Genomic DNA, 20,828 nt, shown 5'->3' with positions numbered 1-20,828 from the left:
TGCAGTTTGTCGCGTTCGATGTCGGTTATGACTTCGCCGTCGAGGCTGATTTGGTGCAGGTGTCCGCTGCCGTAGTACAGGTAATCGATATGGCTGCCGTCGGGCAGGATGGTGCGGATGCGGTTGCCCAACGGGTCGTATCGGTAGCCTACGGTGGCGCTTTGGCCGTTGTGGACGGTGGTTTCGCCGATGAGGCGGTCGAGTTCGTCGTAGGCGAGTTCGACGCTGCTGTGTTGGTTGCGGGCTTTGGTCAGGTTGCCGGTAATGGGGTCGTATTCGAAACGGGTGCGGCTGATGCCTTCGTCTTTGCTTTGTCCGTTGCGGCCGGAGACTTTGCGGCTCTGTTTTTCGATCAGTTGGCCGAGGATGTTGCGTTTGAACCGGTGGATGTGCCAAGTCTCGGGACGCTCTTTCAGACGACCTTCATGATTGCTTTGACCGTATTCGGTCTGTTGAACCAGTTGTCCGGCGGCATCGTAGCCGTAGGCGGTGATTTTGCCGTCCCAGCTGACCAATATGAGATTGTTAAAGAGCAAATGATTCAGACGACCTCAAATAAGATAGTGAGGTCGTCTGAAAAAACAGAAACCGCGTGCGTGCGTACCGTACACACACTACGTCGGGACTGAAGGTTTTGTGCGAGGCTACGGTTTGCTATACAAGTTACATTCTGTTTTTTGCTAGAAAAATATTTTCTAGTGTTTTCCTAAACGAAACCATATCAATGTCTATATTTATTTCAATATCAATATGTTTCTCAATTTTCAAAGATTTCTGAATATCTTCTCCGAAATCGAATGATAAGATATTACCTTTTAAATCATAAGTAACGTTATTGCTCTCAATTGAAAACGTTTGTTCATTGAATTCAAGATATATTTTATCATCTTCATCTTGATTGAAGGTTAGGGTGAAATAATGAAAATTTCCCAAATCAAAGTAGATATATGACAGACCTTCATCATCGGACTCATCGAATGAAATTCCTACTGGGTTCCACATAATTTACTCCATTTACTCCATATAAAATTTAACAAGCTCCAGGTTTTTTAGATTTCTTAGGTTTTTTCCAACCTTTACCCCCCTTCTTAACTGGTTTTAAGTCACCTTTAGAGAATTTATGTACTGTCCCATCATGATTATGTACCTCTAATTCATCCAAATCTAATTTAAGAGCCATTTTCTTTTAAGATTGTTAAAGAACAAATAATTCAGACGACCTCAAAGAAGATAGTGAGGTCGTCTGAAAAACAGAAACCGTGTGCGTGCATACCGCACACCCTCTACGTCAGGACTTAAGAGTTTATACAGGCTACGGCTTGGATTTAAGCGAGCGACAGCTTCTCAATCCTCATTAGCAAAAAATTCATAAGTATCTATCTCCTCTTTTACGAAGACTATAACAACTTTACCTTCAGGTATCCTTTTTTTGGACATGCCACCTATGGAAATACCTAAAGTAGGAAATGTAATATATGCTTTTCCATCAATGCAATCATATTCTTCTTTTAATTTTTTAATATTTTCAGGCTCAAAAAGATTTAAATTATCAAATATTGGATTCAGATGTTTACTACAAATAATGCTAACTAATTTATTATTTTTATATTCTAATGTGCAGGCATCTCTATATTCAGAAGTAATTTTAAGAATGTTATCTTCTATAACCTTTGCTGCCTTTCCATATTTAGCAATAATTTGCTCCATCGTATTTCCAAGTTGAAAAAAACGATTACCTAAATCTATGCCTTTAAAAGGAATAATTTTAACTTCATTCACTTGCATTTTCCAATGACCTTTCTTAGTTTAGATGCTTGATATTTAGTGATTAATTTCTGTCTAACGGCTTCTCGCACCATCCTTCTCAATCTCTTATCATATTTATCTATAAATTTCCTCTTAGTCTCAATAATATCCATCTCCATAGCCAAATCCCATCGACCTTGAAGGATAAATTGTCTTTGTTGCGCTCTCCAACGACGAGCAGTAGTTGAACTCCCTGTACTTGACATGCCTCTATGATCTGCTTTATCCATATGATACGCAGGTGCAGAACCATAAGATGGTCTATTTGGTAAATCTTTATATGCTCCCCAAGCTGGAGAGTGATTAGTTTCTCCTCCTTTATGGCTCCCTCTCTCTCCTCTGTAAGTTCCTCTACGTGCTAAACCTAAAGTATCAATCCACCCAATAGAATTCGGTGCAAACTGATATAAATTATCTCCACCAATTAATTTAATCGGATCCTGATTCACAAACCGACCCGCCTCAGGCTCGTAATAGCGCATCAGGTTGTAATGCAGTCCGGTCTCTTCATCGTAATACTGGTTTTGAAGTCGGAACGGCTGATGCGCGTTCTTATAAACCCGCTCATCCTTTTTCAGACGACCCCAAGCGGTGTATTCGCCATACCACAACAGATTGCCGTGGATGTCGGTCATCTCCCTCGGTATGCCGATTTGGTCGTTGTGGAAATAGGCGAGGTATTGGGTTTCGTCTTTGGCGTTGTCAAAGATTTGGGCCAGCGGTTCATAGCTGTCTTGATCGGTGTAGATATAGGTGTAGCAGCCTTTGTAGGTGTACTCCTGCAATAGGCGGCTGCCGTCCCAGACGAAGTGGGTGCGTTTCGGGTCGGTACTCGTCCAGGCAAGTTTGTCTTTTCTTTCCTTACTCAGTCTTCGTCCGAACGGGTCATAGGCATATTCCCAAATCTCGGTATTGCCGGCTGGCTTTTTGATTTCGGCGCGGACGAGCTGGTTTTCTAGATCGTATTGGTAATATTGGTTTTCGCCATTGGGCAGCTGGCGATAGATCAGGTTGCCCAGTGCATCGTAGGTGTATTCGATGCCGTTGTATTCTTTGAGACGGTTGCCGCTGCTAATGTTGCTGCCCTTCCCTTCGGCCGCTTTGTCGGAAAGGATGTTGTGGGCGGGGTCGAAGGCGAAGGTTTCGCTGCGGCCGCTTTGGCTGTTGCGGGCTTCTTGAATGCGTCCGATTTTGTCGTAGATGTAATTGAGTACGCCGCTTCTTTGATCGGCGCTTTGGATCAGGTTGCCGGCTTTGTCGTAGGCGCAGCAGCGGTTAAGTACGTTACAACAAAGGTCGTCTGAAAGTTGGTTTTCAGACGACCTCTATGTTAACTGCTAATGAGATTGTTAAAGAACAAATGGTTCAGACGACCTCAAAGAAGGTTTTGAGGTCGTCTGAAAAGTTTTAGTAATTTTTGTCAGACGGCCTCACAGTGTTGATTACGTGTATGCTAGGAGCACCTATTACTCATGTAGACTACACTTGTTAAATAAAAAATAAGATTCAAAGTTCGTTATATTTTAATGGTAAGCATAAAGATTCCATAAAGCTTTTAGCTTTTTCAGAAACAAAAACTCCTAATCTATCCCCTGTACCATGATAAAAATCCGATTCATTATCAATAACATAATCCCATTCTTGAGGAGATTTTTTATGAAAACTAATAAAATCATTAGCTTTTATCCACCACAAATTTGGCATTTTGTCTGCAATTGATTGATTGTGCCTACCTTTATCAATTACATCATCAATGGAGTAATATTTTTCAAAATAATCTTCTGAAAGATTTTTCCAATCACACTTAATAATTTTATTTTTGACTGCAAGAATTGCAGTAAATCCAGTTAGTCCTGAAGTAAATAAAGAATCTTTAATTTTCTGGGAAACTATCAAGCTTCTATTCGATACATAGGCCTCTGGTACATCAGGACCTAGTCGATCAATATATATTTCAGGGCTAGGAACATTTCTAGTTTTTTTAGAGGCATGTCCTTCCCATAAAATATGAGCAAAATCGCCGTAAATATCAGTTTTTTCAGAAAATGAGGAAAGATCGCTATAAACTTCAAATAATTTCATAATTATTACCTTTTACAAAAAATCTATTATTTTTTTCCAATTATAAAGGCAGTTGGCCCATTTCGTTTATATTTTCTAACATAATTTCTAGTTGCTCTAGGAATGTTGTGTTGTTTCATCATAACTTGTATTTGATCCATTATGTCAGATAATTTGAAATTAGGATTATTACTAAACCAAGTTTTCCATTGCTGGTTCCAACCTCTCCTATGTATATCATCATGTTTTTTTGCATCAATACGTACTATTTGCTGATCTATAAATTGCCGTCTTGCCTTTTTACTTTTAAGTCCACATTGTTCTAATTGAGCTACAAAATCTTCATCTTTAAGCATTTCTTGAGGAACAGTATGATGATCTCGCATCGCATTAGGCCTTTGTGATCTTAAGCGGTGGTTTGGCTTTCTATCCAAACCTAAAGGATCTAGCCAATCTTGCCCATTAGGAGCGAACCAATAAAGATTTTCTCCGCCAGCTAATCCAATCGGGTCCTGATTGATGAATCTACCAGTGTTTGGCTCATAGTAACGGAAGAAATTATAGTGCAGCCCGGTTTCTTCATCATAATACTGGTTCTGCAATCTAAACGGCTGATGCGCATTCCGATAGACGCGTTCATCCTTTTTCAGACGACCCCAGGCGGTGTATTCGCCGTACCATAAGAGATTACCATGGATGTCGGTCATCTCCCTCGGTATACCGACTTGGTCGTTGTGGAAATAGGCGAGGTATTGCTTGCCGTCTTTGGCGTTGTCAAAGACTTGCGCCAGCGGTTCGTAGCTGTCTTGGTCGGTATAGATATAGGTATAGCTGCCTTTGTAGGTGTACTCCTGCAATAGGCGGCTGCCGTCCCAGACGAAGTGGGTGCGTTTCGGTTCGGTGCTCGTCCAGGCGAGTTTGTCTTGGCGTTCTTTGGAAAGGCGTCGTCCGAACGGGTCGTAGGCGTAGGTCCAGATTTCGGTATTGCCTGCGGGCTTTTTGATTTCGGCGCGGACGAGCTGGTTTTCTAAATCGTATTGGTAATATTGGTTTTCGCCATTGGGCAGCTGGCGGTAAATCAGGTTGCCCAATGCGTCGTAGGTGTATTCGATGCCGTTGTATTCTTTGAGGCGGTTGCCGCTGATAAGGTTGGGGTTGGCAGGTGATTTCAGACGACCTTGAGTTTTGGGGTCGTCTGAAATCGGAGCGGTCGTTTTGCCCTCTCCCACGGGAGAGGGAGCAGATGTCGGGATGTCGAGGATGTTGTGGGCGGGGTCGAAGGCGAAGGTTTCGCTGCGGCCGGTTTGGCTGTTGCGGGCTTCCTGAATGCGTCCGATTTTGTCGTAAACGTAATTAAGGACGCCGCTTCTTTGGTCGGCGCTTTGAATCAGGTTGCCGGCTTTGTCGTAGGCGTAGCGGCGGTTGACGGCACCGCCGGCCAGCGGGTTTTGTTTGCCGCGGGGGGTTTGTGTGCCGCTCCAGACGGTACGCTGGCTTTTCAGACGACCCATGGGGTCGTAGTCGTACAGGCTGCTGATGCTGCCCTGCGTCCTTTGGATTTCGCGGTGCAGTTTGTCGCGTTCGATGTCGCTGATGACTTCGCCGTCGAGGCTGATTTGGTGCAGGTGTCCGCTGCCGTAGTACAGGTAATCGATATGGCGGCCGTCGGGCAGGATGGTGCGGATGCGGTTGCCCAGCGGGTCGTATTGGTAGCCTACGGTGGCGCTTTGGCCGTTGTGGACGGTGGTTTCGCCGATGAGGCGGTCGAGTTCGTCGTAGGCGAGTTCGACGCTGCTGTGTTGGTTGCGGGCTTTGGTCAGGTTGCCGGTAATGGGGTCGTATTCGAAACGGGTGCGGCTGATGCCTTCGTCTTTGCTTTGTCCGTTGCGGCCGGAGACTTTGCGGCTCTGTTTTTCGATCAGTTGGCCGAGGATGTTGCGTTTGAACCGGTGGATGTGCCAAGTCTCGGGACGCTCTTTCAGACGACCTTCATGATTGCTTTGACCGTATTCGGTCTGTTGAACCAGTTGTCCGGCGGCATCGTAGCCGTAGGCGGTGATTTTGCCGTCCCAGCCGGTTTCTTGGATCAGGTTGTCAGTCGGGTCGTAATCGAGACGGTAGGTTTCGCCGTTTTCGTTGGTGAGGACGGTCAGACGGCGGGCTTTGTCGTAGGCGTAGGCGAAGGTATGGCCCAGCGCGTTGGTGCGTTTGAGCGGCAGTCCGTCCACCGCGAGTTCGTAGGCGGTTTTGGCACCGAGTCCGTCGATGTGGGCGGTCAGTCGGTTGAGGCGGTCGTATTCGAAGGTTTCGTGACTGCCGTCCGGGTAGTCGGTACGGACGGGGTTGCCCGCTGCGTCGTAGTGGTGGCGGGTGGTATGGCCCAGCGCATCGGTAATGGTTTCGAGATCGCCGTATTCGGTGTAACCGAAGCGGGTGGTTTCGCCGGTACAGTCGGTAAAGCAGACGAGCTGATCGAGGGTGTCGTAGTGTAGGTGTCGGGTTTTGCCTAAGGCGTCGGTAATGGTTTCGGGCAGCCATTGGGCGTTGTAACCGTAGCTAGTGGTGTAACCGGCGGGATCGGTGATGCTGACGAGGTTGCCGCGTTCGTCGTAATCGTAGGCGGTAATCCTGCCTGCGGGATCGTTGACGGCAACCGGCAGGTTGAGGGTTTCGTGGTAGTCGATTTGGGTGCTGCTGCCGTCCGGCGCGGTGATGGCGATGACGTTGCCTTCGGTATCGTAAAGATAGCGGGTTTCGCGTCCGAGGGGATCGCGTTCTACGGTAATGCGGCCGTAGCTGTCGCGTTCGCTGTCGCTGCGTTGTCCGTCGGCATCGATGCGGTAGACGAGTTCGCGGTTTTCGTCGAAACCGTACACTTCCGTCCGTCCCAATGCGTCGGTAACGACGGTATGGTCTTTGCGGTAGTCGAACGTCCATTCTTCGCCGAGGTTGTTGCTGCTCTTGAGCACTTTGCCGTCGGTGTCGTAACGGTCGTATTCGTAGCGGGACACCAGTCCGTCGGGCTGGCTGTGTTCGACCATGATGTGGCTTCGGTAGGCGAAACCGCGCAGTTTTTTGCCGTCGCGTCCGTAAACGGCGGTCAAATCGCCATAGCCGTCGTAGTCGTAGCGCACCAGTTCCTTGCCGTTGAAGGTGACGGAGGTGAGGCGGTTGACGTAGAAACGTTCGTCTTCGGAAACGAAGACGTCCCGTTCTCCGGCCGGGTCGAAGTCGGGATCGTTGTCGTGCAGACGGATGGATGAGAATACGGGCTGGAAGTGTCGGCCGCTGCCGTCGTAAATGCTGTGCGGCAGCCCGTTGTCGTCGTAGCAGAGGCGGATATGACGGCCGTTGCGGTCGAGCTGGGCGACCAGCTGGAAAATGCCGCAGCCGGAATCGACTTCGGCAAACAGCAGCCGTGCGCCGCCGTCGGGGGAGGCGATTTGGTAGAGGTCGTCTGAAATCTGTGAAAAGAAGATTTGTTCGTAAGGATCGAAATAGGCATCATCCAATCCGTAGGGATCTTCTTCGGCGGAAGCAGGTCTTGGGGCAGCCTCTTCTTCATATAAATCGTCTTCATCTTCGTCAGCTGCGGAATAAGGCTCGTCCGCTTCGTCGCTGATATCCGGCAACGGAATTTCCCTGCCCTGCTCATCAATATAAAGGAAACCGTCGGCAGTACGGACAAGACGCATGGAGAACGGCAGCGACCAACCCTGCCCCAACCAGCCGTTGCCTATTTGGTCGGAATAGTAGCTACGCTGCCAAACAAGGGGAAGCGGGGAGTCGAAGGCAAAGTCGGTCTCGGTATCGTCAAATAGGACTTTGATACCGAGTACTGCGTTTACGGGATTACCGATAGCAGCAGCTACCTTACAAGGAATACAGTGGCCATGACCTGAGGTAACTATCCCACCATCGAAGCCCATACCCATCCCGCCGCTGAAACCGCTAACCATTTTACGGGAAGGGGGTTTAGGACCCGGCTGACCAGGAATCATGGATGCGAGGGAAACCAGTTCGGATATGGCATCAACTGCATCGGCTGCAGCGGAATCAGGCGCAACTATGGAAAGGGCAGTGGAAGCAACATCGGCAACCATTTCTATCACATCGACCGGACCGGCTGCATTGGTCAGCGGCTCAGGTGGATTGGCAGAGCCTTGAGACACCATGGCCGGTGCGGCTGGTTTAGGAATGAGAACACCGAAAGTGTTACCGAAAGAGGCCATGCGCTTACTCCCTCCATCGAGATTCTATTGCTTTTGGAATGAAAAACCTGAGATCTCCACAGGCTTGAAGATTAAGTCAAAATGAATCTGACATTTTAAAATGAGTTCGTTTTCGCTGATTATAACAAACAACATACAGCAAATAAATTGTATTATAAGACAGTAAAATAATAAAAAATGTTCCGTAAATATCTTTTTTTCATAACCAAATTGCCTTACCTATTATTTTAAATAGAAAAAAATATATTAATACATAAACCAAAATTATGGTAAAGTATATATACGCATCAGCCATATTGGATATGGTTTAAGGCAAAGGCATAATTAATACCTTAAGTAACTTTATCTTTTGTTAATTTTACACTGCGCGATTGTTATTTATGCAGCAAATAGAAACCTACTTTTTCGGAAAATTAAATCAATCTCGTGATTTTATTGTTTCTGACAATCTCCAAGCTAACGATAAAAACTTTTGGGATGGATGGTTTGGTCGTTGCACCAACCAAGATAAGTTAATTCCATTTACCCGAAAGGTACTTTTCGCATCTCGTATTTGGCTGTTTTGTATTAAACTGCCTGCGAACATAACCTATACAGGTATAACTGCCCTTAGCTCCGACCAAACAGGTCGACAATATCCTTTTATATTATTTCAAAAGCCTTACACTCCTTCCGAACAGTTAAAATCTATTAATTTCTTTTATAAAAATATAGATTTTTTTAACCAAACATTGATTAATGGTAAATGTGTTTTAAAAGATTGCTTAGATACAATTCACAAACCTACCAATCCGCTATCTGAATCTTTCCTCATTTTTTTATCCAAAACAGATAACATCGGTAGCTTTTGGATGGAATGCGAAAGTGGTAACCATATAGAAAGAGACGGGGAGCCGACGTGCTCTCTGTTTAATAAAATATTTGGATTATAAGTAGATGAGTACATTTCCTCTATGGGCTGAACCAATTTCCGCCGACACCCCTGAAGGGGTAAATATTGAATATGATAGCCGCTTTTTAGAGCTTCAAAGCGCTGCCGAAGGAAAACCGGAACGTCAATATGGTGACACCATCATTCCTGCTGAAGAACCTGATTGGGCTACAGTAGAGAAGCTATGTAATCAACTGCTGGCTGAATCAAAAGACCTCCATGTTTTAGCCTATTACACACAGGCTCTTACCGCAAAACACGGGCTGGTTGGCTTTTGCGCTGGCTGCGAAGCCATCAAAACCAATGTGGATCTATATTGGAAATCCCTATATCCCAAACTCGAAGATGAGGACGGCGAACCCGACCCGTTTTATCGAATCAATGCATTAAGTGCATTCACGACACTTGATGGCATCGCCAAAGAAGTATTTTCAGCCAAATTATTAGTAAATGGCCTGACCCAACAGCCTATTACCGTTAAAGAAGCAGTTTCTGTCTTGCAAGGCAATGACCCTCAAAGTTATCCGGGCGGCAAAGAACGTTTGATGCTCGATATTAGGGTAAGTGCTGATACCGGCAAACCGGAATTGATTGCCTTAATCCAGGCATTAGACCATCTGAAAGATATTCAAAACACTTTCTCGACCCAGCTGCAAGACGAACACTCACTCAATTTTGAAGTGATTCAAAAACCGCTCACCCTGATCCACAAAGCCATCAATTACAACGATGGAAGTACCCCGCAGCTGCAACAGGCTGAACAAACAGAACAACCCGCTGAAACACCCGTTTCGACCGTTGCCCAAGAGCAATCAACCCTTCAAGAAGCGGATGCTTGGCGTCGTCTGAATATCAAAAATCGTGCTGATGTCGATTTGGCTTTGGAAAAAATCTGTATCTACTTCGAAACGCTGGAACCCAGCCACCCTGCCCCACTATTTATCCGTAGGGTACAGCGACAAATGAATATGAACTTCTACGACATCATGAAAGATATTAGTCCTGAAAGCATTGCCAATCTGGAAGTTTTGATCGGGAAGCAGGACGAAGAAACGGGAACTTCCAACGAATAAGCTAGTCTATCCGCAATATTTAAAGTTCGTTTAAATAAACAACTTTTATCATTTAAAGGTCATTGAATATGTCACGAAACAAATCATCCGGACAAAAATTTATTGCCCGCAACCGGGCACCTCGCGTACAGATTGAGTACGATGTAGAACTTTACGGTTCTGAGAAAAAAATTGAGCTTCCATTCGTTATGGGTGTGATGGCAGATTTGGTCGGTAAACCCGTAGAGCCGCTACCTGAATTGGCCGAACGTAAATTTTTGGAAATTGACGTAGATAATTTCGATGAACGCATGAAAGCCCTCAAACCGCGTGTCGCATTTAATGTCAAAAACACGCTTACCGGGGAAGGCAACTTGAATGTAGAACTTGAATTGGAAAGCATGGATGATTTCTCTCCGGCAGCAATCGCCAAAAAAGTAGGTCCTTTAAACGAACTCCTACAAGCGCGTACAGAGCTTGCCAACCTGCTTTCATATATGGATGGTAAGAGTGGTGCTGAAGAATTAATCGGAAAAGTCTTGGGAGACAGCGAGCTGCTGAAAAGCCTTGCAGCTGCGCCTAAAGCGACACCCAAAGACGAGCAGTAATTTCAGATGAAATCAATAAAGTGAGCGTGAATCATGACTGAAAAGCAATTAGATATCCAAGGGGATAGCGGCGCGAAAAGCGTATTTGCCGCAAATGAATTTGAACAGCTGCTGCAAAAAGAATTCAAACCCAAAACCGAAGAAGCTAAAAGCGCTGTAAATAATGCTGTGGCGACACTGGCCCAACAGGCCTTACAAAATGCCATTACTATTTCAGACGACACTTATCAAACTATCGAAGCAATTATTGCCGAGCTCGACAGAAAACTCTCTGAACAGATTAATCTGATTCTGCATCATGAAGATTTCCAAAAGTTGGAAGGCGAATGGCGCGGCCTGCATCATTTGGTTACCAACACCGAAACTGATACTTTATTAAAAATCAAGGTATTGCCCATTTCTAAAAAAGAAGTTGCCCGCAACTTAAAACGCTTCAAAGGCACTGCTTGGGACCAAAGCCCCCTATTCAAACGCGTTTATGAAGAAGAATACGGTCAATTTGGTGGCGAACCTTTTGGCTGTTTGATTGGCGACTACTATTTTGACCACTCTGCACCCGATGTAGAAATGCTCAATAGTCTTGAAAAAATTGCTGCCGCCGCACACTGCCCATTTATTGCCGGCGCATCTCCCAAATTAATGCAGATGGAGTCTTGGCAGGAATTGGCCAATCCTCGTGATTTAAGCAAAATTTTCCAAAATGCCGAGTATGCCCCATGGCGCAGCCTGCGTGATTCCGAAGATTCGCGTTATATCGGTTTGGCCCTGCCACGTTTCTTGTCCCGTCTGCCTTACGGTGCCACGACAAATCCTGTCGATGAGTTTGACTTCGAAGAAGAAACTGAAGGCGCGGATCACAACAAATACACATGGGCCAATGCGGCTTATGCAATGGCGGTAAATATTAACCGTTCATTCAAATATTATGGTTGGTGTACCTCAATCCGCGGCGTGGAATCCGGCGGTATCGTTGAAAACCTTCCCTGCCACACATTCCCGACGGATGACGGAGGCGTGGATATGAAATGTCCAACCGAAATCGCCATCAGTGACCGCCGCGAGGCCGAATTGGCAGCATTGGGATTCATGCCGTTGATTCACCGTAAAAATACCGACTTGGCCGCGTTTATTGGTGCTCAATCACTGCATAAACCGTCTGAATATTATGATCCGGATGCTACCGCCAACGCCCGGTTGTCTGCGCGTCTGCCTTACCTGTTTGCGTGCTGTCGTTTCGCGCACTATCTGAAATGTATCGTACGCGACAAAGTCGGTTCGTTCCGCGAGCGTGAAGACATGGAACGTTGGCTAAACGAATGGATTATGAATTATGTAGATGGAGACCCGATTAACTCCACTCAAGAAACAAAAGCCCGTAAACCGTTGGCCGCTGCCGAAGTGGTTGTGGAAGAAGTTGAAGACAATCCCGGATATTACACTTCCAAATTCTTTCTGCGCCCGCACTACCAACTCGAAGGCCTTACCGTTTCATTGCGCTTGGTTTCCAAACTGCCTTCGGCTAAACAGGAATAGTCGGGTTTGGTTTATTTAGGTGGGCATGCTCATGCCCTGTTGTTGAATCCCTTAATTTTTTAACCTTTTAACAAGGAGAGTAAAAACATGGCTATTGATATGTTCATGAAAGTTGAAGGTGTTAACGGCGAATCAAAAGATTCCAACCACAAAGACTGGACCAACATCGAAAGTTTTGACTGGGGTGCCGAGCAACCTGGTTCGATGACCAGCGGTGGTGGCGGTGGTGCCGGTAAAGTCAATTTCAATGACTTGACCGTAGTTGCCGCTATTGATAAAGCCGCTCCGACCATTCTGAAAAACTGTGCTACCGGCCAACACTTGAGCAAAGTAGAAATTTCCGTATGCAAAGCCGGTGGTGAACAGATCGAATATTCGCGCACCACTTTGGAAGATGTCTTGGTAACCGGCGTAAAATTCATCGGTGTACAAGACAACGATGCGCTGAAAATGCGTTATTCATTCCAAGCTGCCAAAGTGAAAAACCAATATTGGGAACAAACCGATAAAGGTTCTAAAGGCGCTGAAGTTCAAATGGCCTTCAACATCAAAGAAAACAAATCCGCATAACCACTATGCGCATTTAACTGCAGAAACCTGGCTTAAAAGGCGTTTTAAGTCAGGCTTTATTACAATAAATTTACTTTTCAGACGACCTCCGTCCTCCTGAAAAGTTAATCGGGTTTCAACTATTACACACTTTATACAAATAAATAAGGAGTTGCTGGGATGGATTTGAAGACTAAATTAACGGACATGATTGAGCTTGTACGTTCAAATCCTAACAATCAGGAACATCGTTTGGCATTGATTCAATACCTCTGTCTGAGTGCCAAATGGGAACAGGCTTTAAAGCAAATCGGGCAATACCAAAAACTGTTTCCCGATACTCAAAAGCCTCTGATGCTCTACCTTATTGAAAACATTTCTGCCGAAATGCGTCGTCAAGCAGTCTTGGAAACACAGCAAAAACCCAAAACTCTGGAACAGCACGCCAGCAAACTCGATATTCTTCAAAAACAACTCTCTTTAGTTGCTCATGTTGCAGAGAAAAAAAACTCTGCCCTCACTGCCGACTACGAAGCCTTATCCGACTGTATCAACGGTACACCAGCGCACATCACTTATCTTCTAGCAGATAAATCGGTTGCCGAAACCGACAGCAACTGGATTATGGATGGCGACGTACGTACTGCTTTTGTTTATGAATTCTTCTATCAAGGCCACTACTATTGGCAAACTTGGGACTCTATTGAAAGTATAGCTTTTAAAGCACCAAGCTCGTTGCTCGACATCATCTGGAGGTCGTCTGAAATCAAATTTACCGACGGCGAATGCATTCAATGTACCAGCCCCGCCCGCTATGCCGTTTTACCGGACGCAGAAACCGAATGGTCGGATATGTTGATGAACTGTTCGCAAACAGACTGGATAGAAGTAGCCGAACAGCTCTTTACAGGCATGGGTCAAAAAACCCTGTATACCGACAGCCATGATTTTGGTCTCTTGGATATTCGTAATATCAAATTCGGACAACAGCGTTAAACCTTACCCATTCTCCGACTACCGCAATCAATCATGTCGCAATTCAGAAACCAACTGCTGCCTTCTTTGTTTGACAGACTGACAGATGAAGAACCGCGCAAGAAAAAAGAAGCACGCCCAGATCAGGTCATCAATCTTGATCAATATCGGCAGGCTGTTCTGCGCGATATTCTTTACTTACTGAATACCTGCAACATGCAAGCGGAAAGTATGGAGAAAGATCTGCCTGTCAATGTACGCTCTTCCACACTCAATTACGGCATACCGCCCCTGTCGGGAGTGAATTTCTCCGACATAGAATGGCAGAACGTAGAACAAAACATCAAACAAGCCATCATCGACTTCGAACCACGTCTCGAAAGCAAAACCCTGCAAGTTATCGTAAATACCGTAGACGATGATGACGATGCTTTACACAACAAACTTATTATTGAAGTCAAAGGTTACCTGAAACTCAATCCTTATCCCAAAGAGTTCCTGCTACGAACCAGTATGGATGTTGAGACCGGGTTGTTTGACTTGTTAGATGGGGGAAATAGGTCTTGAATAACAAGTTATTGTCTTACTACAATAAAGAACTGACCTTCCTGAAGGAAATGGGCAGGGAATTTGCACAGCAATACCCCAAAATCGCCTCCCGCTTGGCACTGGATACAACCGACATCCCCGACCCTTATGTCGAAAGGCTATTGGAAGGTGTAAGCTTTCTTACTGCCCGCACCCAGCTCAAGCTGGATGCGGAATATCCCCGTTTCGTACAAAGAATCTTAGAAGTCGTTTACCCTGACTTCATCAATCAGAAACCGGCGGCAGCTATTGTCAATTTGGAACCTACCGGTCAATACAACGCCGACGTGATCAATCTACTGGAACGTGGCAGAGTATTGCGCTCATTACCCATCGACGAATTCAAAGTAAGTTGCCCGTTTTCCGTAACCAAAGCCACTGAAATCCTACCTTTACGCATAGAAAAAGCCAAATATACCGATTCGCTCGGCTATTTACCAAGTACGCTTCCCGCGCTCAAAGCATCTGCCGGGAAAAAAGTGCAATCTGCCTTACGTTTGGACTTCTCGCTCAGCGTACCGGGCGCATGTTCGGAAATGTTGCCGGATGAATTATCTGTGTTTTTAGGTACGGAGCTTTCTAAGTCATCTGCACTGCTGTTTTTACTGGCCTCAGAATGCGTAGGCGTCGTTTGCCACAGTTATGAGAACCCCAAACAATGGTATTACCCGTTGTCCTCCAAACCGGAACATCGGGGATTTCGGGAAGATGAAGCCTTATCGTTTAATTTGGACAAATCCGTCAGTGCATTCAGGATTATGCAGGAATACGCGCGTCTGCCGGAAAAATTCCTGTTTATCGCTCAAAAAGATATCAAACAGGCTGTCCGTCAGGCTGAGAATGACGGACATTTACCCAAAGTGCCCGAACATTTGGAAGAAATCGTAAACGATAAGGGCGTCAATAAAAAAATCATTACTTACCGCAAACGCTATTTCAGTCTTTCATTTTTATTCAGCAACAAAATACCTGAATTGACAGAACTGATCGGCGTAGAGGATTTTTCTGTCAATGCGGTGCCGGTGGTGAATCTATTCAGAAAAAAAAGCTCCCGCTTTCCTGTAAATATCCAAGATCAGGAACACCACGTCATCATCGACCGTACGCAGCCTTTGAATTATGAAGTCTACGCCATCGAACAAGTAAAAGGTTTTGACACCAACAACCGTCAAACCGTTGCATTTTCTCCGATGTACAAAGCGCCGGATATGGGACTCTTCCCCGAAGCCCAAACTCAGCATGCTTATTTTTCAGCACGGCGTGCAGACAGAGTTCCATCAGAAAATTCTGTCAAAAATGGCTTCCGTTCTTCCTACTTGGGCAGCGAAGTGTTTTTGTCTCTGGCCGACAATCGGGATTACGCCTTCAATTCTGGCATACAACATCTTTCCGTAGATGCTTGGTGTACCAGCAGGGATTTGCCACTGATGATGCCGCGCGACGGAGAGTCTGATTTCCTGATTGAAGGCTTCCTGCCGGTTAACTCTATCAAGCTGATTTCTAAGTTAACACGTCCTCAAGCGGCTGTGAGTGAGGATCGAACGCTTTGGTCGTTTTTAAACCAATTAAGCTTGAACTATCTGTCATTATTAAACATCGACCAAGAAGATGCACCCGTCACCTTAAAAGAGCTTTTAATGGTGTTTGTTTCTTCCGAAAATGATTTGCTGAAAAAACAGATTGAATCGATTACACGTGTTGAGACTTCCATTGTGAACAAGGTAGTCCGTCATTACGGAGTTGCAGCACCTGTTCGAGGCATCAAAATCACGGTTACGCTGGATGAAGCGCAATTGGGCGGTATCCATCCCTTCCTGTTCGGCTCGGTTTTAAACCATTACTTCCAACGTTTGGTGTCGATTAACTCATTCATACAGCTTCAAATTGACACGCTCCAACAAGGACATATGGCTACTTGGCCGACTGCTGTTGGAGAGAGGGTAATCGTATGAGTCCGGTTAACGCTCAAACAGATTTTGGCGACGCATTGGACGATACATGGGACGAAAAACTGACTGGCTTTTTAAACAAAATCGCCTCCCAGCCCTATAAATACGATTATTTTTCACTCTTGCGCCAGCTTGAATCCGTCAAATTTGTTACTGGCGGAAAATTATTAGGCAAAGCCGTCAGCCCCAAAATGGAGAAAATAAGGATTCGCCAAGAGCCATCACTTATTTTTGCTCCGCGCAACATCCAATCGGTTGCCCTATCGCCGCGTTATGTGGAAATTTCCATCAACGGATTCGGTTTGTTCGGTCCATCCGGCCCCCTGCCCTTGCATTTGACTGAATATGCCTATGAGCGTCAACACCAACACGGCGACCGGACATGGACAGGTTTTGCCAATATGTTGCAACACCGTCTGGCTGTCTTATTCTATCGGGCATGGGCCAACGCTCAGAGCATTATTTCTTTAGATAAAAATGCTGAAGACCGTTTTGGGAAATATATCGCCAGCTTTAATGGGCTGGATACACCGGCCATACATAACAAAGGCTTAATCCACGAATTTGCCAAGCGTTATTTTGCCGGCCTACTGATGAAGCAAAGCCGTTCGACAGCCAATCTTCAACAATTACTCAACCGTTATTTCAAAGTCCCCGTTACCATTCAAACCAATGTCGGATACTGGGTTGAGGTTTCGGAAGAAAAAACGCAAATCGGCATCATGGGCAACTATACCTTGGGAGATGGCTTGCTGCTGGGTGACAAGCTTTATGATGTTCAAAGTAAATTCCGCATCATCATCGGTCCGCTTAACCTGCCCGCTTACCGATCATTCTTCAAAGACGGTATCAATACCGCCCGTTTACGCGAGTGGGTACGGCTGTTTGCCGCAGATGAATATGAATGGGATATACAGCCTGTTTTAATGCAAAAAGAAATACCGCTCATGGACTTAGGTGGACAAACACAACTCGGCTTAACAACTTGGCTGGGAAATGTTTCCCGTGATGCTGAAGACTTGATCGTCAGCAACCATTAAACAGCTTTTTCAGACGACCCCTTTGTCGGAAAAAGCTTCTTTCAAACTATTTTTAGACATACTTGGAATAACTCAATTAAGGACACATCATGTCAAACATCAGCCGCAGCGTATTATTTGGCAAGTTGAATACCACCTTGTATAAAACTCTGGAAAATGCCTACACCTTCTGCCGTCTTCGTGAAAACAGCTACGTTGAGTTGGTTCATTGGCTTCATTCTCTTCTGCAAACCGAGAAAACCGACATCTTCTGTCTGATCAACAGTTTTAATTTAGACGAAGCCAGAGTCCGCAAAGATGTATTAACAGCAGTTGAAAAACTTCCCGCCGGCTCGACTGCCGTTATCGATTTTTCCGAACATATCCAAACCCTTGTCGAGCAAACTTGGACATACAGCTCGCTCAAATTCGGTACCGACAAAATCCGTACTGCTCACATTTTCTATACCATTCTTGAAAATAAAACTTTACAGAGCATTGTGGCCAATATTTCATCCGAGTTCCTCAAAATCAAACCTGAAACATTGGCAAACAACATTGTCGCTATTACTGCGAACTCTGAAGAAAATCTCGATGTTACCCAAAACGCCTTATCTTCGGAGCCTAATGCTACCCACAAAGAAAGTGCCTTGGCCAAATACGGCAGCAATCTCACTGAAAAGGCAAAGAATGGCGAAATAGATCCTCTTACCGGTCGCGATGCCGAAATCAGACAAATGATCGACATCCTGATGCGCCGCCGTCAAAACAATCCGATTCTCACAGGTGAAGCTGGTGTCGGTAAGACAGCCGTAGTCGAAGCATTGGCATTGCGTTTGGCTGCCGGAGATGTTCCGCCTGCATTGAAAGACGTTCAATTAATCCTGCTGGATATCGGTTTGCTCAAAGCCGGTGCCAGCGTCAGTGGAGAATTTGAATCACGCCTTAGAGCGGTTATGGACGAAGTGGAATCCAGCCCGACTCCCATTGTGCTCTTCATTGATGAAATCCATACCTTGATCGGTGCTGGCGGCGCAGCCGGTACGGGCGATGCAGCCAACCTGCTCAAACCTGCACTGGCCCGAGGCAAACTGCGTACCATCGGCGCGACAACATGGGCAGAGTACAAAAAATACTTTGAAAAAGACCCTGCCTTAACCCGCCGTTTCCAAGTGGTGCAAGTGGATGAGCCCGACGAAAACAAAGCCATCAACATGCTTAGGGCATTGAATGCTTCTTTGGAAAAACACCATAACGTGATTATTCTCGATGAAGCAATTCAGGCAGCCGTGAAACTTTCCCACCGCTACATCCCTGCACGCCAACTTCCCGATAAAGCTGTCGGCTTGATTGATACTGCCTGCGCACGAGTTGCAGTCAGCCAGCATGCTGTTCCCGGCAGTATTGAATTTTTGCGGAAGAAATCCGAGGCATTAAAACTTGAACAAGCAAATTTGGAACGTGAGAAAAAACTCAGTTTCGATTCTGAAACACGGATAACCAATATCGGCAAAGAATTAACTGAAGTCGAAGGTCGTCTGAAAAAATTAGAAGACAGATGGAAATCTGAAGCAGACTTGGTTACTGAGCTGTTAGAGGTACGTGAACAAATCATGCAAGCGGAAGAAGGAACGGCTGAGAAAGAAACCAAGCAGCTGCATACCCGCCAAAAAGAGTTGGTTAACAAACTGAAAAAACTGCAAGGCATCCAACCGCTGGTTATGCCCTTAGTGGACAGCCGTACCGTTGCCGACGTTGTGGCTGACTGGACAGGTATTCCCGTTGGCAAAATGATGAAAGACGAAGTTGAGGCCGTCTTGCAACTTGCCGATACTTTAAACAAACGCATCATTGGCCAACGACACGGTTTGGATGCAATCGCCCGTCGTATCCAAACATCACGTGCGAATCTGGATAACCCCAACAAACCTATCGGCGTTTTCATGTTGGCAGGCCCTTCCGGCGTGGGCAAAACCGAAACGGCATTGGCTCTGGCCGATACATTGTACGGCGGTGAACAAAACGTAATTACCATCAATATGAGTGAATATCAGGAAGCTCATACCGTATCCACCCTGAAAGGCGCGCCCCCGGGTTATGTCGGTTATGGTGAAGGCGGCGTACTGACCGAAGCCGTACGACGCAAACCCTATAGCGTCATCTTGCTTGATGAAGTAGAGAAAGCACATCCGGATGTACACGAAATCTTCTTCCAAGTATTTGACAAAGGCTGGATGGAAGATGGAGAAGGCCGTTATATCGACTTCAAAAACACCATTATTATCCTGACCACCAATGTGGGCACAGATTTGATTATGGATATGTGTGACGACCCTGAAATGCTGCCTACTCCAGAAGGTTTAACCAAAGCCTTACGCGCCCCTATGCTGAAAACTTTCCCTGCCGCGCTATTAGGCCGTATGCAGGTGATTCCTTACTATCCGCTATCTGACGATATGCTCTCAAAAATTGTGGAATTGCAATTAGGCCGTATCGTAGATCGAATTAAAGATAACCACGGTATCGACCTACACTACACGCCTGAAGTGCTAAAACTGATTACTTCGCGCTGCACAGAAGTTGAGTCAGGTGGTCGCATGATCGATGCGATTCTGACCAATACTGTTTTACCGCAAATCAGTCGGGAACTGCTTACTTGTGCAACTCAAGGCAAACAAGTTTTAAGCGTAAATATTGATGCAAGTAATCATGACTTTACTTATCAATATAAATATAAACTTCGCAAGAAAAATACCTTATAATTCCATGCTAAATCAGAAAATTTAGTCTTTCTAATTAAAATACACCCATTTATTCCCCTGTTATTACATATTTCATTGGAAGTATTTATTGTTTGTACCAATATTTATCAATCTAAAGGCGAATTAAGATGCATAAACAACTAATAAAATATATATCATTCTTAATGATATCCTTAATGGTAAGCTCATGTGCTTCCGACCATAAACCCCCTAAAGAATCTGATGAGAGTGGGGAAAAAATTGATGTACAAATCATAGTTTCTCCTGATTCGAACCCTAATATAATTGGCCAACCTTCTCCCATCAGACTGGATTTATATCAATTGTCTTCTGACGGGGAGTTCAAAAAATCAAATTATTTTGAACTTACCAACAATGCCAAAGAAAATTTAGGTGAAAAATTAATCCAGCAGAACCAATTCATGCTACATCCTGATACGGTTACCATATTGCCAATTAAAATGGATTCCCACCTGAAATATTTAGGTGTAGTCGCGAGTTATCGAGATTTGGATAACAGTCAATGGCAATTGGTATTGTTAAAACAGAAAAAACGATGGTATCAATTCGGCAAGCATTATTTTTATGTAAATATTGGTAAAAATAAATTAACTCAATTATCAAAGTCAGAAATGAAGGATATGTTAAAAGAATACAAAGAGCGACACCCTGACAATAAACAAATTAAAGAAAATGGAAAAATTCGTAAATACGATAATGACCTTAGTAAAGGTATTTTCCGTGAAGAAAAATAATAACTAAA

General features: G+C 45.1%; 16 protein-coding genes and 2 pseudogenes. 11 read left to right on the top strand and 7 right to left on the bottom strand.

Annotated elements, in window-relative coordinates; all coding sequences use genetic code 11:
* From AC5M9B_RS08765 to AC5M9B_RS08735, 7 genes and pseudogenes are all read right to left on the bottom strand, one after another.
* Positions 1-461 (bottom strand): annotated as a pseudogene (locus AC5M9B_RS08765) (DUF6531 domain-containing protein); the annotation flags it as partial.
* Between the two features lie 202 nt (positions 462-663).
* On the bottom strand, positions 664-1,002 hold the full coding sequence (locus AC5M9B_RS08760; RefSeq protein ID WP_003743409.1) for a hypothetical protein: 339 nt from the start codon (positions 1,000-1,002) through the stop codon (positions 664-666).
* Positions 1,003-1,030: 28 nt separating this feature from the next.
* Positions 1,031-1,180, bottom strand: a complete 150-nt coding sequence (locus AC5M9B_RS08755) for a hypothetical protein (RefSeq protein WP_487648524.1) — start codon at positions 1,178-1,180, stop codon at positions 1,031-1,033.
* Positions 1,181-1,344: 164 nt separating this feature from the next.
* On the bottom strand, positions 1,345-1,785 hold the full coding sequence (locus AC5M9B_RS08750) for a hypothetical protein (protein ID WP_053090213.1): 441 nt from the start codon (positions 1,783-1,785) through the stop codon (positions 1,345-1,347).
* Positions 1,786-2,159: 374 nt separating this feature from the next.
* A pseudogene (locus AC5M9B_RS08745) lies at positions 2,160-3,050 on the bottom strand (RHS repeat domain-containing protein); the annotation flags it as partial.
* Positions 3,051-3,312: 262 nt separating this feature from the next.
* On the bottom strand, positions 3,313-3,888 hold the full coding sequence (locus tag AC5M9B_RS08740; protein ID WP_209283166.1) for a hypothetical protein: 576 nt from the start codon (positions 3,886-3,888) through the stop codon (positions 3,313-3,315).
* Between the two features lie 26 nt (positions 3,889-3,914).
* A complete protein-coding gene (locus AC5M9B_RS08735) occupies positions 3,915-8,099 on the bottom strand; it encodes a DUF6531 domain-containing protein (protein ID WP_487648523.1) in 4,185 nt (1,394 codons plus the stop codon).
* 380 nt (positions 8,100-8,479) lie between these two features.
* Here AC5M9B_RS08735 and AC5M9B_RS08730 point away from each other — a divergent pair, with 380 nt between their 5' ends.
* From AC5M9B_RS08730 to tssJ, 11 genes are all read left to right on the top strand, one after another.
* Entirely contained in the window at positions 8,480-9,031 is a 552-nt protein-coding gene (locus AC5M9B_RS08730) for a TagF domain-containing protein (RefSeq protein ID WP_070655625.1), read from the top strand.
* A gap of 4 nt (positions 9,032-9,035) precedes the next feature.
* Positions 9,036-10,103, top strand: a complete 1,068-nt coding sequence (gene tssA, locus AC5M9B_RS08725; RefSeq protein ID WP_487648522.1) for a type VI secretion system protein TssA — start codon at positions 9,036-9,038, stop codon at positions 10,101-10,103.
* A gap of 68 nt (positions 10,104-10,171) precedes the next feature.
* Positions 10,172-10,690 (top strand): type VI secretion system contractile sheath small subunit, encoded by a 519-nt coding sequence (gene tssB, locus AC5M9B_RS08720; protein ID WP_049254633.1) that lies wholly within the window; start codon positions 10,172-10,174, stop codon positions 10,688-10,690.
* A gap of 33 nt (positions 10,691-10,723) precedes the next feature.
* Positions 10,724-12,223: a type VI secretion system contractile sheath large subunit gene (tssC, locus tag AC5M9B_RS08715; protein ID WP_070490937.1), complete on the top strand. Its 1,500-nt coding sequence runs from the start codon at positions 10,724-10,726 to the stop codon at positions 12,221-12,223.
* A gap of 87 nt (positions 12,224-12,310) precedes the next feature.
* A complete protein-coding gene (locus tag AC5M9B_RS08710) occupies positions 12,311-12,793 on the top strand; it encodes an Hcp family type VI secretion system effector (RefSeq protein ID WP_003761730.1) in 483 nt (160 codons plus the stop codon).
* Positions 12,794-12,952: 159 nt separating this feature from the next.
* Positions 12,953-13,768 carry a type VI secretion system accessory protein TagJ gene (locus tag AC5M9B_RS08705; protein WP_487648521.1) on the top strand — a complete coding sequence of 272 codons (816 nt, stop codon included), beginning with the start codon at positions 12,953-12,955 and terminating at the stop codon, positions 13,766-13,768.
* 33 nt (positions 13,769-13,801) lie between these two features.
* Positions 13,802-14,314 (top strand): type VI secretion system baseplate subunit TssE, encoded by a 513-nt coding sequence (gene tssE, locus AC5M9B_RS08700; protein WP_070490941.1) that lies wholly within the window; start codon positions 13,802-13,804, stop codon positions 14,312-14,314.
* The gene (locus AC5M9B_RS08695; protein ID WP_070490943.1) at positions 14,311-16,287 is read left to right on the top strand and encodes a type VI secretion system baseplate subunit TssF; all 1,977 of its coding nucleotides are present in this window, start codon (positions 14,311-14,313) and stop codon (positions 16,285-16,287) included. The genes tssE and AC5M9B_RS08695 overlap by 4 nt, the downstream gene beginning before the upstream one ends.
* Positions 16,284-17,324, top strand: coding sequence for a type VI secretion system baseplate subunit TssG (tssG, locus tag AC5M9B_RS08690; RefSeq protein ID WP_070490945.1), 1,041 nt, complete (start codon positions 16,284-16,286; stop codon positions 17,322-17,324). Before AC5M9B_RS08695 ends, tssG begins: the two co-directional genes overlap by 4 nt.
* Before the next feature lie 89 nt (positions 17,325-17,413).
* Positions 17,414-20,065, top strand: coding sequence for a type VI secretion system ATPase TssH (gene tssH / locus AC5M9B_RS08685; RefSeq protein WP_070490947.1), 2,652 nt, complete (start codon positions 17,414-17,416; stop codon positions 20,063-20,065).
* A gap of 128 nt (positions 20,066-20,193) precedes the next feature.
* Positions 20,194-20,820, top strand: a complete 627-nt coding sequence (gene tssJ, locus AC5M9B_RS08680; RefSeq protein WP_070490949.1) for a type VI secretion system lipoprotein TssJ — start codon at positions 20,194-20,196, stop codon at positions 20,818-20,820.
* Positions 20,821-20,828 lie beyond the last annotated feature (8 nt).

Source organism: Neisseria flava, assembly GCF_982712965.1.
This window is presented reverse-complemented; position numbering and strand designations above follow the sequence as displayed.